Here is a 15015-nt window from a genome sequence, read left to right as displayed (position 1 = left end):
ACAAGAATAGGGAGACACGCCATGTACCAACACTTTATCGAAGGCCTGCAACGCCTGGGCCGCGCACTGATGCTGCCGATTGCGATCCTGCCAATCGCCGGCTTGCTGCTGCGCCTGGGCGACACCGACTTGCTCAACATCGCGGTGATGCACGATGCCGGGCAGGCGATCTTCGCCAACCTGGCGCTGATCTTCGCCATCGGCATCGCCGTGGGTTTTGCTCGCGACAACAACGGCACCGCCGGCCTGGCCGGGGCGATTGGCTACCTGGTGATGATCTCCACACTCAAGGTGATGGACACGTCCATCAACATGGGCATGCTCGCCGGTATCGCCAGCGGCCTGATGGCGGGCGCGCTGTATAACCGCTTCAAAGACATCAAGCTACCGGAGTACCTGGCGTTCTTTGGCGGACGACGCTTTGTACCGATTGTCACCGGCTTTTCGGCGGTGGGCCTGGGCGTAATCTTTGGCCTGATCTGGCCGCCGATCCAGCACGGCATCAACAGCTTCGGCGTATTGCTGATGGAAAGCGGCAGTCTGGGTGCGTTCGTATTCGGCGTATTCAACCGCCTGCTGATCGTCACTGGTTTGCACCACATCCTCAACAATATGGCGTGGTTCGTGTTCGGCACGTTTACCGACCCGACAACCGGCGCGGTGGTGACCGGCGACCTGACCCGCTACTTCGCCGGCGACCCGAAAGGCGGCCAGTTCATGACCGGTATGTTCCCGGTGATGCTGTTCGGCCTGCCGGCGGCGTGCCTGGCGATGTACCGCAACGCGTTGCCGGAGCGGCGCAAGGTCATGGGCGGGATCTTCCTGTCGATGGCGCTGACCTCGTTCCTGACCGGGGTGACCGAGCCGATTGAATTCGCCTTCATGTTCCTCGCACCGTTCCTCTACTTGCTGCATGCGCTGCTGACCGGCCTGTCGATGGCCGTGACCAATATGCTGAATATCCACCTCGGCTTTACCTTCTCCGGTGGTTTTATCGACATGGTGCTGGGCTGGGGCAAGTCCACCAATGGCTGGCTGGTGGTACCGGTGGGCCTGGCCTACTCGGTGATCTACTACACGGTGTTCAGCTACTGCATCCGCCGCTTCAACCTGAAGACACCGGGGCGTGAAGATATCCAGGTGGTGCAGGCCGAAGCGATGAGTGACAACCAGCGTGCGACGGCTTATATCCAGGCGTTGGGTGGTGCGCAGAACCTGCTCAGTGTCGGCGCTTGCACTACGCGCCTGCGCTTGGACATGGTGGATCGCAACAAGGCGGTGGATGCTGAACTGAAAGCGCTGGGTGCCATGGCTGTAGTGCGCCCGGGTAACGGCGGCAGTTTGCAGGTGGTGGTTGGGCCGATGGCCGATAGCATTGCTGATGAGATTCGCTTGGCGATGCCGGGGTTTGTTGCCGCAACGCCTGTAGCGGTTGCGCCTGTGGATAAGCCGGTGGCGGTGAATGTACACGAGGCCGAAAAGTGGCTGAATGCCCTGGGCGGCCGAGAGAATGTGCGCCAACTGGAAGCGGTAGCGATGACCCGGTTGCGGGTGGAGTTGGGGGATGATTCGGTGCTGTCTGAAGCGGACCTCACTGCGCTGGGTTGCAAGGGTGTGAGCCAGCTGGATAGCGGGGTTTGGCACTTGTTGATTGGTGACAAGGCTTTAGGTTTGGGTGAGGCTTTGGAGCGGTTGGTTACCCGCCCTATCAACGCCTGACCGATCGTTCCCACGCTCTGCGTGGGAATGCCGCCCCGGACGCTTTGCGTCCCGCCCTGCGCAAGGGTGACGCTGAGCGTCACAGGATGCATTCCCACGCGGAGCGTGGGAACGATCAGTTAGCCGTGGCTGTTGACACTTCGTGAAGATCCCGCACCCGATCCACCATCAACTGGATCCCTTCCACCATCCGATGAATCCCCAGCACTGCATCACGCAGGGGGCCGTCGACATCAAAAGCCAGTTGACCCGCCAGTGCCTGCACGGATGCCAGGTCTTGACCGATCGTTCCCACGCTCTGCGTGGGAATGCCGCCCCGGACGCTCTGCGTCCCGCCCTGCGCAAGGGTGACGCTGAGCGTCACAGGATGCATTCCCACGCGGAGCGTGGGAACGATCAGTTAGCCGTGGCTGCTGACACTTCGTGAAGATCCAGCACCCGATCCACCATCAACTGGATCCCTTCCACCATCCGATGAATCCCCAGCACTGCATCACGCAGGGGGCCGTCGACATCAAAAGCCAGTTGACCCGCCAGTGCCTGCACGGATGCCAGGTCTTGGGAGGCGTTGGCGAGCAGGCTTTCGCTGTTCAGGTTGGTTAGGATGGTGAAGATTTGGTCGGTGGGCTGGGAATCAGATGGGGGATTTGGGCTGTCTTTGATCATGGTAAACCTCTGGTGTGAAGTAAGAACTACCAGCATCACTTGCAGATGATGGGTGGCAGCTGTGTGCGGGCCTGCAAGACCGAGAATCACCAGCAAGTCTCGGTAGACCCGAAGGTCTCCCGCACACAGCCGCCATAAATGGCGACCATGAAAAAGCGCCGCAATTATAAAGGCGCTTGTGACTAACTGGTGAGGTTTCGGCGGGCTTGCAGTCCCGGTCGCTGAATTGGCAGCGACTGACGAAGGTTAGTGGTACCCGTTCCGAGGGACAACCTGAAAGGCTTGTCGGAAAGTTCTGAGGCGCCTGCACCGGCGCCATCGCAGGCAAGCCAGCTCCCACAGTGGGTTGATGCATGACAGGACAACACGATCAAACTGTGGGAGCCGGGCTTGCCCGCGATGAGGCCTTCACAGCCAACAAAAAACCCGCTGACCAAACTGGCCCAGCGGGTTTCTTGTTTATGCAGCCAGCCGATCAAAAATCCGCCAACTGCCACACCTCATACGCCGGTGTCTCATACGGGTGACTGAGTTTCAAAGCAGCCACGACAGCCGCAATCAACTCATCCGCCACCACCAGCTCAACCTTCCACTCTTCAACCACTTCAACCTGGCCGACCTGCCCGATAAACGGCTGGCTGCCGTCCAACGCGCGGAATTGGCCCTGGCCCAGCACTTGCCAGGCGCAGCTGTCGTAGTCGCCGATGCGCCCGCCGCCGGCTGCGAAGACGGCGGTTTTTACCGTCTCCACATGGCTGTCGGGTACGAAGAAGGCGAGCTTGTACACGGCCTTAGTTCACCCACACGCGAGCGTTGCGGAACATGCGCATCCAGGCGCCGTCTTCGTTCCACTCTTCCGGGCGCCACGAGTTTTGCACGGCGCGGAACACGCGCTCCGGGTGCGGCATCATGATGGTCACGCGGCCGTCGCGGCTGGTAAGGCCGGTGATCCCGCGCGGCGAGCCGTTCGGGTTGGCCGGGTAGCTCTCGGTGACCTTGCCGTGGTTGTCGACGAAACGCAGGGCCACGGTGCCGGACAGGTCGGCTTCAAGCAGCGCTTCTTCGCTGCTGAATTCGGCGTGGCCTTCACCGTGGGCGATGGCGATTGGCATACGCGAACCGGCCATGCCCTGCAGGAAGATCGAGTTGGACTCCTGCACCTGCACCATGGCGACACGGGCTTCGAACTGCTCGGAACGGTTACGCACAAAGTGCGGCCAGAACTCGCTGCCCGGGATCAGTTCGCTGAGGTTGGACATCATCTGGCAACCGTTGCACACACCCAGGGTGAAGCTGTCGTTGCGTTCGAAGAAGCCCTGGAACGCATCGCGGGCACGGCTGTTGAACAGGGCCGACTTGGCCCAGCCTTCACCGGCACCCAGCACGTCGCCGTAGGAGAAACCACCGCAGGCCACCAGGCCTTTGAACTCATTGAGGTCAACGCGACCAGCGAGGATATCGCTCATGTGCACGTCGATCGCATTGAAGCCGGCGCGGTCGAACGCCGCCGCCATTTCCACCTGACCGTTGACGCCTTGCTCACGCAGTACGGCAACCTGTGGGCGAATGCCCTTCTTGATGTAAGGCGCTGCGATGTCCTGGTTGACATCGAAGCTGAGCATGGTGCTCAGGCCCGGGTTGTCTTCTTCCAGGATCACGTCGAATTCCTGCTCGGCGCAGTCGGCGTTGTCGCGCAGACGCTGGATCTGATAGCTGGTCTCGGCCCACTGGCGTTGCAGCAAACGACGCTGACCGGTAAAGACCGTGTCGCCGTTGAAGGAGATATTGACTTCGCCGTTGTTGATCGGCTGGCCAATCACCGCCACGCACTCGGCCAGGCCAGCGGCGCTGAACTGCGCGAGCACGTCTGGGGTAGCGTCCTGGCGCACCTGGATCACCGCACCCAACTCTTCGTTGAACAGGATGCCGTTGATTTCGGCAGCATCCTCGGCAACGCTGTCGAGCACGATGTTCAAGCCGCAGTGACCGGCGAAGGCCATTTCGACAACGCTGGTCAGCAAACCACCGTCGGAACGGTCGTGGTAAGCCAACAGGTGGCCGTCGGCGTTCAGGCCCTGGATCACGGCGAAGAAGGCCTTGAGGTCTTCGGCGTCGTCGACGTCCGGGGCCTGCTTGCCGAGCTTGCCGTGGGTTTGCGCCAGGATCGAGGCGCCCATGCGGTTCTGGCCACGGCCCAGGTCGATCAGGATCAGGTCGGTGGTGCCCTTGTCCATGCGCAGTTGCGGGGTCAGGGTCTGGCGGATGTCGGTGACCGGCGCGAAACCGGTAACGATCAACGACAGCGGCGACGTGACGCTCTTGTCGGTGCCGTCTTCGTTCCAACGGGTGGCCATGGACATGGAGTCCTTGCCCACCGGAATGGTGATACCCAGTTCCGGGCACAGCTCCATGCCGACGGCTTTAACCGTGTCGTACAGGCGCGCATCTTCACCCGGGTGGCCGGCAGCGGACATCCAGTTGGCCGACAGTTTGATGTCGGACAGCTTGCCGATACGCGAGGCAGCGATGTTGGTGAGGGTTTCACCAATGGCCATGCGGCCCGACGCCGGAGCGTCCAGCAGGGCCAGCGGCGTGCGCTCGCCCATGGCCATGGCTTCACCGGTGTACACGTCGAAGCTGGTGGCGGTGACGGCAACGTCGGCCACCGGCACCTGCCATGGGCCGACCATTTGGTCACGGGCAACCAGGCCGGTGATGGTGCGGTCGCCGATGGTGATCAGGAAGCTTTTGCTCGCCACGGCCGGATGGTGCAGCACGCGTTCGATGCTGTTGGCCAGGTCCAGCGTGCTTGGGTCGAAATCATCGCCCAGTTCAGCTTCACGGTTGGCCGAACGGTGCATGCGCGGGGCCTTGCCCAGCAGCACTTCCAACGGCATGTCCACGGGGCTGTTGCCGAAGTGGCTGTCGGTGACGGTCAGTTGCGGCTCGGCAGTGGCTTCGCCGACCACGGCAAACGGGCAACGCTCGCGTTCGCAGATGGCCTGGAAGCGTGCGAAGTCTTCAGGACCGACGGCCAGTACGTAGCGTTCCTGGGATTCGTTACTCCAGATTTCGTGCGGGGCCATGCCCGGCTCGTCGTTTGGAATGTTGCGCAGCTCGAAACGGCCACCACGGTCGCCATCGTTGACCAGTTCCGGGAAGGCGTTGGACAAACCGCCAGCGCCGACGTCGTGGATGAAGCTGATCGGGTTCTTGTCACCCAACTGCCAGCAACGGTCGATGACTTCCTGGCAACGGCGTTCCATCTCAGGGTTTTCGCGCTGTACGGAAGCAAAGTCCAGATCTGCCGAGCTGGTGCCGGTGGCCATGGAAGAGGCCGCACCGCCGCCCAGGCCGATCAGCATCGCCGGGCCGCCGAGCACGATCAGCTTGGAGCCGACCAGAATCTCGCCTTTCTTGACGTGTTCTTCACGGATGTTGCCCATGCCGCCGGCCAACATGATCGGCTTGTGGTAGCCGCGCACTTCATCGCCACGCGGGGTGGTGATGGACTGCTCGAAGGTCCGGAAGTAGCCGGTGAGCGCTGGTCGCCCGAATTCGTTGTTGAACGCGGCGCCGCCCAGCGGGCCTTCGATCATGATGTCCAGCGCCGTGACGATGCGCTCAGGCTTGCCATACGGCACTTCCCACGGCTGTTCAAAGCCCGGGATCTGCAGGTTGGACACGGTGAAACCGGTGAGGCCCGCCTTGGGCTTGGCACCACGGCCGGTGGCGCCTTCGTCACGGATTTCGCCACCTGAACCGGTGGCTGCGCCCGGGAACGGGGCAATCGCGGTCGGGTGGTTGTGGGTTTCAACCTTCATCAGGATGTGCACCGGCTCCTGCACCGCGCCGTATTGGCGGGTTTCCGGGTCCGGGAAGAAGCGACCGGCGACGGAGCCGACGATGACCGAGGCGTTGTCCTTATAAGCCGACAGAACGCCTTCGCTGTGCATCACGTAGGTGTTCTTGATCATGCCGAACAGGCTTTTTTCCTGGCTTTGGCCGTCGATGTCCCAACTGGCGTTGAAGATCTTGTGACGGCAGTGCTCGGAGTTGGCCTGGGCGAACATCATCAGTTCGATGTCGTGGGGGTTGCGCTTCAAGCCGGTGAAGGCGTTGACCAGATAGTCGATCTCGTCTTCGGCCAGGGCCAGGCCCAGTTCGGTGTTGGCCTTCTCGAGGGCGGCGCGGCCACCGCCGAGCACGTCAATCGCGGTGAGCGGCTTGGGTTCGGCATGGCTGAACAGGCCGGCAGCCTGTTCCAGCTGGCTGACGATGATCTGGGTCATGCGGTCGTGCAGGCTGCTGGCGATCAGCTCGGCCTCGGCGTCGCTGAACTGCCCGGCGACGTAGAAGGCGATCCCACGCTCCAGGCGCTGGATTTTGTCCAGGCCGCAGTTGCGGGCGATGTCGCTGGCCTTGCTCGACCAGGGCGAGATGGTGCCGAACCGTGGCAGAACCAGGAACAAGCGGCCAGTCGGCTCTTGAACGGGAACGCTTGGGCCGTACTTCAGAAGGCGTGCCAGCACTTGCTGTTCGTCGGCGGTCAAGACGCCGGTTACGTCGGCGAAGTGAGCAAATTCAGCGTACAGGCCTGTAACAGCTGGAACCTTCTGGCTCAGTTGCTCAAGGAGTTTGCTGTGGCGAAAGGCAGAAAGGGCAGGAGCGCCGCGCAGGATCAACATCTTCGGGACAGCCTCGGGAAGGGGTGTGCTTTGAGGCCGTGCATTCTAGCGTAAACCTTCGCCAACGGCACCCGAAACGCTACCGGTGGCCGCCGCCGAACGTCAGTTGGCACGCTTTGCCTGCGATCACGGCGTGATGCAGGGCATTGGGCGCAGTTATTTTAACCGTCACAATCGCTCGCCAAGCCCCGTTTCTGCGGGCTGCAGCACAGTTTTACGCTGGCTAGCAGACAAGTGCGCCGCTGTCGAGATATGGCGCCGTGAGCCGTTTGCGTATACTGCGCAGATGTTCTTCCCAACTGTTTCGCGCCTGCGATGCGTCAAATGGCTCATCGCCACCTTGCTCTTCCTGATGCTCAGTGCCTGTGTTGATAAACCCAGCACACTGGAGCGAATCAAGGAGGATGGCGTATTGCGGGTGGTCACTCGCAACAGTCCCGCTACGTATTTCCAGGATCGCAACGGTGAGACCGGCTTCGAATACGAACTGGTCAAGCGCTTTGCCGACGACCTGGGGGTGAAGTTGGAAATCGAGACGGCCGACAACCTCGACGACCTGTTCAGCCGGCTGGGCAAACCCAATGGCCCGGTACTCGCCGCCGCCGGCCTGGTGAGCAGCGACCAGCGCCAGCAGCAGGTGCGCTTCTCCCACCCGTACCTTGAAGTCACCCCACAGATTATCTACCGCAACGGCCAATCGCGTCCCACCAATGCCGCCGACTTGGTGGGCAAGAAGATCATGGTGCTCAAGGGCAGCACCCACGCTGAACAACTGGCGGCGCTGAAAAAACAGAACCCGGCGATTGAATACGAAGAATCCGATGCCGTTGAGGTGGTGGATTTGCTGCGCATGGTCGACGAAGGGCAAATCGACCTGACCCTGGTGGACTCCAACGAAGTGGCCATGAACCAGGTGTACTTCCCCAACGTGCGCGTGGCCTTCGACCTCGGCAATGCCAGCAATCAAAGCTGGGCCGTGGCAGCAGGCGACGACAACAGCCTGCTCAACGAGATCAACAGTTACCTGGACAAGGTCGAGAAGAATGGCACCTTGCAACGCCTGAAGGACCGCTACTACGGGCACGTCGATGTACTCGGCTATGTCGGCGCCTATACCTTTGCCCAGCACCTGCAACAACGCCTGCCCAAGTATGAGAAACACTTTCGTGCGTATGCCAAGGCCGAGAAAGTCGATTGGCGGCTGCTGGCAGCCATTGGTTATCAGGAATCGCTGTGGCAACCCACGGTCACCTCCAAGACCGGCGTGCGCGGCCTGATGATGCTGACCCAGAACACCGCGCAAGCCATGGGCGTGTCCAACCGCCTGGACCCCAAGCAGAGCATCATGGGCGGCGCCAAGTACCTGGCCAGAATCAAGGATGAGCTGGACGACAAGATCGCCGAGCCCGACCGCACCTGGTTCGCCCTCGCCGCCTATAACGTGGGCACCGGCCACCTGGACGACGCACGCATCCTGGCGAAAAAAGAAGGCCTGAACCCGAACAAGTGGCTGGACGTGAAGAAGATGCTGCCACGCCTGTCGCAGAAGCAGTGGTACAGCAAGACCCGCTACGGCTACGCCCGCGGCGGCGAGCCGGTGCATTTTGTGGCGAACATCCGGCGTTACTACGACATCCTCACCTGGGTGACCCAGCCGCAGCTGGAGGGTAACCAAGTGGTGGAAGGCAACCTGCATGTGCCGGGCGTGGACAAGACCAAGCCACCGCAAGACACCCCACAGTTATAAAAACACCACATACCTCATGTGGGAGCGGGCTTGCTCGCGAAGGCGGTGGATCAGTCAATACATGTGCTGACTGACACACCGCCTTCGCGAGCAAGCCCGCTCCCACATTTGGATCTTCACTTGGCTTAGAGGCCGGTGAGCAGGTGGAGCACGCCGCCCGGCAGTACCATCACGGCGGGTATACCCGCGGCCTTCAACGCCGACTCATCCAAACGCCCCGCCTCGCGCAATTGCACGCGCACCCGCGTGAGTGCCACGCGCTGCTGTGACGTCACGTTACCCTCCCCGCCCAATGCACTCACCACATCGGCCGACAACAGGCTCGGCGTCGTCGGCGTGACCGTCTCGGCCACCAAATCAGGCGTCAGGGCTTTCCAGAACGCCCGCTGCAATTTCTCGAACATGCTCAGTGCTCCATGACAGGTGAGGTTTCAACGGTGGCCGCGTGGTACAGGCGCAGGGCCTCGCGCACTTGGTCGGCTTCTTCCAGGCCCAGCACTTGGCGGGCAATGATCTGGCAGTCGTGCAGGTCCAACTCGCGCACGGTGGCCTTGATGGTGGGAATCAGCGGCACGCTGACCGACAGCTCATCCACGCCCAGGCCGATCAACACCGGCACCGCCAGGGTTTCGGATGCCAGCGCACCACATACGCCCACCCACTTGCCGTGGGCATGGGCCGCCTTGACAGTGATGTCGATCAGCCGCAGCACCGCCGGATGAAAACTGTCGGCCTGGCTGGCCAGGCGCGGGTGATCGCGGTCCATGGCCAGGGTGTATTGGGTGAGGTCGTTGGTGCCGATGGAGAAGAAATCCACATGGGGCGCAAACACATCCGCCATCAACGCCGCACTCGGCACTTCGATCATGATGCCCAGCTTGGGGAGTTCACTCAGGCCAAGCGTCTGCGCTTCCTCTTCGAGCATTTTGCGCGCCAGATGCAGCTCCGACAGCAGGCTGACCATCGGCAACATGATATGCAGCCGCGCCAAACCTGCACTGGCAAGAATCGCACGCAACTGTTCACGCAACAGTTCGGGACGTTCCAGGCACAGGCGGATCCCGCGCAGGCCAAGGAATGGGTTGGTCTCGCTTTCCATCGGTACATAGGCCAAGGGTTTATCGCCGCCCACATCCAGGGTACGCACCACCAGATTGCGCTCGGTGCCGAGGGCGCGGGCGATGGCGCTGTAGGTGTCGGCCTGCTCCTCTGCGCTCGGGGCACGGTTGCGTTCCAGGTAGAGGAACTCCGAACGCAGCAGACCCACGCCTTCAGCGCCCAGGGTCAGTGACTGCTCCACTTCCTGCAATGAGGCGACGTTGGCTGTGACCTCGACGTGGTGACCGTCGCGGGTGACCGCCGCCTGTGAGGCCTGTGCCACTTCACGCTGCAGCCGTAGCTTTTGCTGTTGACGAACCGCCTGCAGTTGCTCGATTTCAGCCAGGTTCGGCTCCAGCTGCAGCTCGCCTTTATCGGCATTGAGCAGTACCCGCTTGCCGTTGGCCAAGGCCAATACTTGACTGGGTACACCGCAAAGGGATGGCAGGCCGAGGGCCCGGGCGAGGATGGCCACGTGGCTGGTAGCCCCACCGGCGACCGTGACGAAGCCCAGCACTTTGCTGGTATCCAGGCCGGCGGTTTGTGAGGGGGTCAGTTGTTCGGCGACCAGAATGGCGCACTCCGGCAGCTCCATGGAACGCTCCGGCACCCCCAGGATCAACTTGAGCACGCGCTGGCCGACGTCGGCCAAATCCGCCGCACGCTCAGCCAGCAGCGTTTTACCCAAGCCTTCGAAGAGCCTGGCGGTCGCCACCGTGGCCGTATGCCAGGCAAAGGCCGCGCTCTTGCCTTCGGCCAGCAGGCTATGAGCTTGTTCAAGCAGGGTCGGGTCTTCGAGCAGTTCCTGGTGGGCGCGGAAAATCTCGGCCTGGGCGCTGCCGGCCGCCTTGGCCTGCAACGCTTGCAGCGCCTCGTTTGCCGCCCGCAGGCCACGGGCCAATGCGGTACGTTCGAAGGTTTCTCCGGCACCGGCTTCGGGAATCTCAAGCGCCGGTTCAGCCACTTGGACAACCTGGCCGAACGCCGAGCCCGGCGACGCACAGACGCCTCGCAACACGGACGCCGAAGACGCAGGCGTAGCGGGCTCGTTGATCGCCTCGACCGTTACCGGCAGCGTCTCGCCACAGCCGTCGAGCAACAACGCCACCAGCGCCTGGATCGCCGCCTCGGCATCTTCCCCCGCCGCGCTCACTTGCACGCTGTCGCCCTGGGAGGTCTGCAGCGCCATGATCGCCACAAGCGACTTGGCATTCGCGCTCAGGGTTTGCTTGTGCAGAAATATGCTTGAACTGAACCCCTTCGCCGCCTGAGCAAACACCGCCGCAGGGCGGGCGTGCAAGCCGCTGGCGTTGGGCAGGGTTACTGGCTTGGAGAACAGCGCATTGCCCTCCTCCTCGTCCACCTCTGCGGGTATCTGCCCCGGTGAGACCTGCAACAGTGGCTGGCCGGACTCGACCAGCGCCTGACCGGCCACCAACGGCACAAACGGCTCGCCGCTCACAATGAGCATCAACGTCAGCAGGCTGCGTGCATTGAGCGCCACATAGTCGGCATCGAATTCGATCAGCGGCTGACCGGCCTCCACACGTTGGCCCTCCTCGACCAGCCGGGTGAAGCCCTGGCCCGCCAGGTTTACTGTGTCCAGGCCAATATGCAGCAATATCTGCACACCGTTATCGGCGGTGACGCTGACGGCGTGGCCGCTGTCCTGAATGTTGCTGACCACCCCGGCCAACGGCGCGCAGAGGGTCTGCGAAGTGGGGTCGATGCACAGGCCATCGCCAATCACGCGGCCGGAAAACACCGGGTCGGGGACCTGATCCAGCGCCAGCAAAACCCCGGACAAGGGTGCCAGCAGTTCCAGGGGTTGAGATGTGGTCATGACTTCACCTGTTTGTGTTGTTCTTTAAAAATCATTGAGTCGATGCAAGGTTGAGGATGACGAAGGTCAAAGGTGGGAGCGGGCTTGCTCGCGAAAGCGGTGTATCAGGCGACACATTCATTGACTGACCTACTGCATTCGCGAGCAAGCCCGCTCCCACACAAGCCCGGATTACTTCCACCAATATTCGACCTGCACACCGACGTTCGACCCATGCCGCGCCGTGCCATAGGCGCCGGTGTCGGACAAAGCCGAGCCCGCCGCCAGCTCATTGGCCGCACGCTTGGCCGCTTTATTCCAGGACGCATAGGTGTAATACAGCCGTACTTCCGGCCGCGCCCAGAACTCAGGGCCTTTGGGCGACCAGGTCGGGGCGAAGGTAAATTTGCTCAATTTGCGCGTACCGCCGGTGGCCTCGACCTGATCGTGCCCCAGCTCAGTAACCAGTTTGAATTGCTCGCTGAGCGCATACGCCGGGCGTACACCCAGGGACATCCAGTTCTGATCCTGACGCCCAGGGCGCACATCTTTCTGGTACACCGCCTCGACTTGCCCGCCGAAACGCGGAGTCACTTGCCAATCAAAGAACTCCACGGCGCGGTAACTTTTGCTGCTTTTGTCCAACGTGGTATTGCCGGTGTAACCCAGGCCGGTGCCAGGGCCTTCGCCGTACTGCAGGGCAAACTTGTTCTTGCCACCCAGGAAAGCCGCTTGTACATGCTGCGCCGTCAGCGCCCAGCCACTGTTGGTGTCACGCCCACCGGCCTTGGCGATGTAGCTCAAGCCAAGTTCCAGCTCGCCACCGGGGTTGGTCTTGAAACCGGCGACGTTGAAGTCATGACGGGTGGCGTACTCCTTCTGGTACAGGTTGTCCTTGCGCGACAGGGCGTAGCTGTATTTCAAGCCGCCGATCAACACGTCCTCGATCCCACCACCGGTGGCGCTCTGGTTCCAGTAGTAGAAGTCGGAAATATGGATGTCGTTACGTTTGTAGTAACGCCGCCCGGCCCACAGCGAACCGCCATTGAGACTGGGCAGGTTGGACCATTGCGCATACATCTGCGGCATGCGCGCCGAGCCGTTGTTTTCACCCTGGAACTTCAGGGCGCGGTCGTACCGGTTGTAGAGGGACGCCATGGCATCGACGCTGAACACAGAACCGTCGTCGAGGGTCAGCAAATCCTGACGCAGTTCCAGCTCGGCGTACTGCTCGCATTCGTTACCCAGGCGGTATTTGGTTTGCGCACCCGGCAGTTGGAAACATTGCTGCTTGCCGCTGCCCGTTGACGTGCCCACGCCGCTGCGCAAATACCCGGCAAACTCCAGGGCTTGCGCGCCAAAAGGCACCGTGAGGCAGGAGGCAATAAGGCCCAGCTTTATTGTTGTTTTCATGAAACGCTCCTTTTATTTTTATTGTTTTTTCTTACTGTTTTGCATGACGCGATCCCTGTAGGAGCGAGCTTGCTCGCGAAAAACCTCCTGCCTCCACGCAACCCCCGGAGGGGCGCGTTTTCGTTGACGATCTTCGCGAGCAAGCTCGCTCATAAAGGGGGTGTTTCAATCAGTCAGGTGCAGCACGAAGGATTCATAAGGACGTAACAGCACAGTGCTCGTGCGCAGGGGGCAGTCGGGGTAGTTGCTGATCAACAGGCGTTGCTCGCTCTCGGCGTTGATCACGCCTTCTGGCAGCTGGATCTCGCATGGCGATCCATAGAAGTTGTTGAGTACCAACAGGCGCTCGCCGTGGCCTTCACGCAGGTACGCCCATACCTGGCGATGGTCTTGCAGCATCGGGCGGTAAACGCCTTGCTTCATCAGCGGTTCGCGACGGCGCAGATCGATCAGCCTGCGGTAGTGATGCAGCACCGAATCCGTGTCATCCATCTGGCTTGCGACGTTGATCTGCGCAGCATTCGCGGGAATGCCGATCCAGGGTTCACCGCGGCTGAACCCCGCGTTCGCTTCGGTGCTCCACTGCATGGGCGTACGCCCGTTATCGCGGGACTTCTGCATGATCGCCGCCATGCTCGAGGCTTCGGACTCTCCCGCGTCGCGCTTGAGCCGGAAGATGTTCAGGGTTTCCACATCGCGGTATTGCGAGATGCTGTCGAAGCCTGGATTGGTCATACCCAACTCTTCGCCCTGATACACATACGGCGTGCCCTGCAAAAAGTGCAGCGCCGTGGCAAGCATCTTGGCCGAGACCACGCGGTATTGGCCGTCGTCACCAAAGCGCGAGACCACCCGTGGCTGGTCGTGGTTACACCAGAATAACGCGTTCCAGCCGCCGCCGGCCTGCATGCCTATCTGCCAGTCGGAGAAAATCTGCTTGAGTTGCAGGAAGTCGAAGTCAGCCTTCACCCACTTTTGCAGGTTGGGGTAATCGACTTTCAGGTGGTGGAAGTTGAAGGTCATCGACAGTTCTTTAGACGCTGGATTCGAGTAGCGAATGCAGTGTTCCAGGCGGGTGGATGACATCTCGCCCACGTTGATAAGGTCATGGCCTTCAAAGACTTCACGGTGCATTTGCTGCAAGTATTGGTGCACGTTCGGGCCGTCGGTATAGAAGCGGCGGCCGTCGCTGTTGTCCTCGGGGAAGTCGGCGGGCTTGGAGATCAGGTTGATCACATCCAGGCGGAAGCCGCCCACGCCTTTGTCGCGCCAGAAGCGCATCATCTTGAACACTTCGGCGCGCACCTGGGGGTTGTCCCAATTGAGGTCGGCCTGTGTATGGTCGAACAGATGCAGGTAGTACTGGCCAGTCTGCGCTTCGTACTCCCAGGCCGAGCCGCCGAACTTGGATTCCCAGTTGTTCGGCTGGTCGCGCCAGATGTAGAAGTCACGATAGGGATTGTCGAGGCTGCTGCGCGCCTGCTGGAACCATTCGTGTTCGATGGAGGTGTGGTTGACCACGATATCGAGCATCAGCTTGATACCACGCTTGGCGGCTTCGCTGATCAGCAGGTCGCAGTCGGCCATAGTGCCGTAGCTGGGGTCGATGGCGTAGTAGTCGCTGATGTCGTAGCCGTTGTCGCGCTGGGGCGAACGCAGGAACGGGGTAACCCACAGGCAATCCACGCCCAGCCATTTGAGGTAGTCGAGTTTGTCCACGATGCCCAACAGGTCACCGGTGGCGTTACCCGCGTGGCTGTGGAAGCTTTTGGGGTAGATCTGGTAGATCACCGAGTGTTGCCAGGTTTGCATGGTGGGTTCCTTCAGTAGAGTTGGGTGCTGGCCCTTCCGGCCTCATCGCA

The 15015-nt window shown here is 61.4% G+C and carries 10 protein-coding genes; 2 read left to right on the top strand and 8 right to left on the bottom strand.

Features of this window, described 5'->3' with window-relative positions:
* Positions 1–21: 21 nt before the first annotated feature.
* Positions 22–1719 (top strand): N-acetylglucosamine-specific PTS transporter subunit IIBC, encoded by a 1698-nt coding sequence (nagE, locus tag BMH52_RS03105; protein ID WP_014719794.1) that lies wholly within the window; start codon positions 22–24, stop codon positions 1717–1719.
* A gap of 115 nt (positions 1720–1834) precedes the next feature.
* On the opposite strand, the gene BMH52_RS03100 is transcribed toward nagE, so the two are convergent.
* The 4 genes from BMH52_RS03100 to purL all read right to left on the bottom strand — a co-directional run bounded on the left by BMH52_RS03100 (position 1835) and on the right by purL (position 7073).
* A complete protein-coding gene (locus BMH52_RS03100; RefSeq protein WP_371914266.1) occupies positions 1835–2029 on the bottom strand; it encodes a DUF6124 family protein in 195 nt (64 codons plus the stop codon).
* 86 nt (positions 2030–2115) lie between these two features.
* Positions 2116–2385 (bottom strand): DUF6124 family protein, encoded by a 270-nt coding sequence (locus BMH52_RS03095; protein WP_073842890.1) that lies wholly within the window; start codon positions 2383–2385, stop codon positions 2116–2118.
* Between the two features lie 475 nt (positions 2386–2860).
* A complete protein-coding gene (locus BMH52_RS03090; RefSeq protein WP_014719796.1) occupies positions 2861–3172 on the bottom strand; it encodes an NIF3 1 in 312 nt (103 codons plus the stop codon).
* A gap of 4 nt (positions 3173–3176) precedes the next feature.
* On the bottom strand, positions 3177–7073 hold the full coding sequence (gene purL / locus BMH52_RS03085; protein WP_014719797.1) for a phosphoribosylformylglycinamidine synthase: 3897 nt from the start codon (positions 7071–7073) through the stop codon (positions 3177–3179).
* Positions 7074–7359: 286 nt separating this feature from the next.
* Between purL and mltF the strand changes: the two genes are divergently transcribed.
* A complete protein-coding gene (gene mltF / locus BMH52_RS03080) occupies positions 7360–8820 on the top strand; it encodes a membrane-bound lytic murein transglycosylase MltF (RefSeq protein ID WP_073842888.1) in 1461 nt (486 codons plus the stop codon).
* A gap of 125 nt (positions 8821–8945) precedes the next feature.
* On the opposite strand, the gene BMH52_RS03075 is transcribed toward mltF, so the two are convergent.
* From BMH52_RS03075 to treC, 4 genes are all read right to left on the bottom strand, one after another.
* On the bottom strand, positions 8946–9224 hold the full coding sequence (locus tag BMH52_RS03075) for a PTS transporter subunit EIIB (RefSeq protein WP_060768040.1): 279 nt from the start codon (positions 9222–9224) through the stop codon (positions 8946–8948).
* Positions 9225–9226: 2 nt separating this feature from the next.
* The gene (gene ptsP / locus BMH52_RS03070; RefSeq protein WP_073842886.1) at positions 9227–11761 is read right to left on the bottom strand and encodes a phosphoenolpyruvate--protein phosphotransferase; all 2535 of its coding nucleotides are present in this window, start codon (positions 11759–11761) and stop codon (positions 9227–9229) included.
* A gap of 171 nt (positions 11762–11932) precedes the next feature.
* The gene (locus BMH52_RS03065) at positions 11933–13153 is read right to left on the bottom strand and encodes a carbohydrate porin (RefSeq protein ID WP_019817230.1); all 1221 of its coding nucleotides are present in this window, start codon (positions 13151–13153) and stop codon (positions 11933–11935) included.
* A gap of 165 nt (positions 13154–13318) precedes the next feature.
* On the bottom strand, positions 13319–14965 hold the full coding sequence (gene treC / locus BMH52_RS03060; RefSeq protein ID WP_073842884.1) for an alpha,alpha-phosphotrehalase: 1647 nt from the start codon (positions 14963–14965) through the stop codon (positions 13319–13321).
* Positions 14966–15015: the final 50 nt, after the last annotated feature.

It is taken from the genome of Pseudomonas sp. BTN1 (genome assembly GCF_001907715.1).
Taxonomy (GTDB): Bacteria; Pseudomonadota; Gammaproteobacteria; order Pseudomonadales; family Pseudomonadaceae; genus Aquipseudomonas; species Aquipseudomonas paracarnis.
Note: the sequence above shows the minus strand (reverse complement) of the source record. Positions and strands in the feature narration are given on the sequence as shown.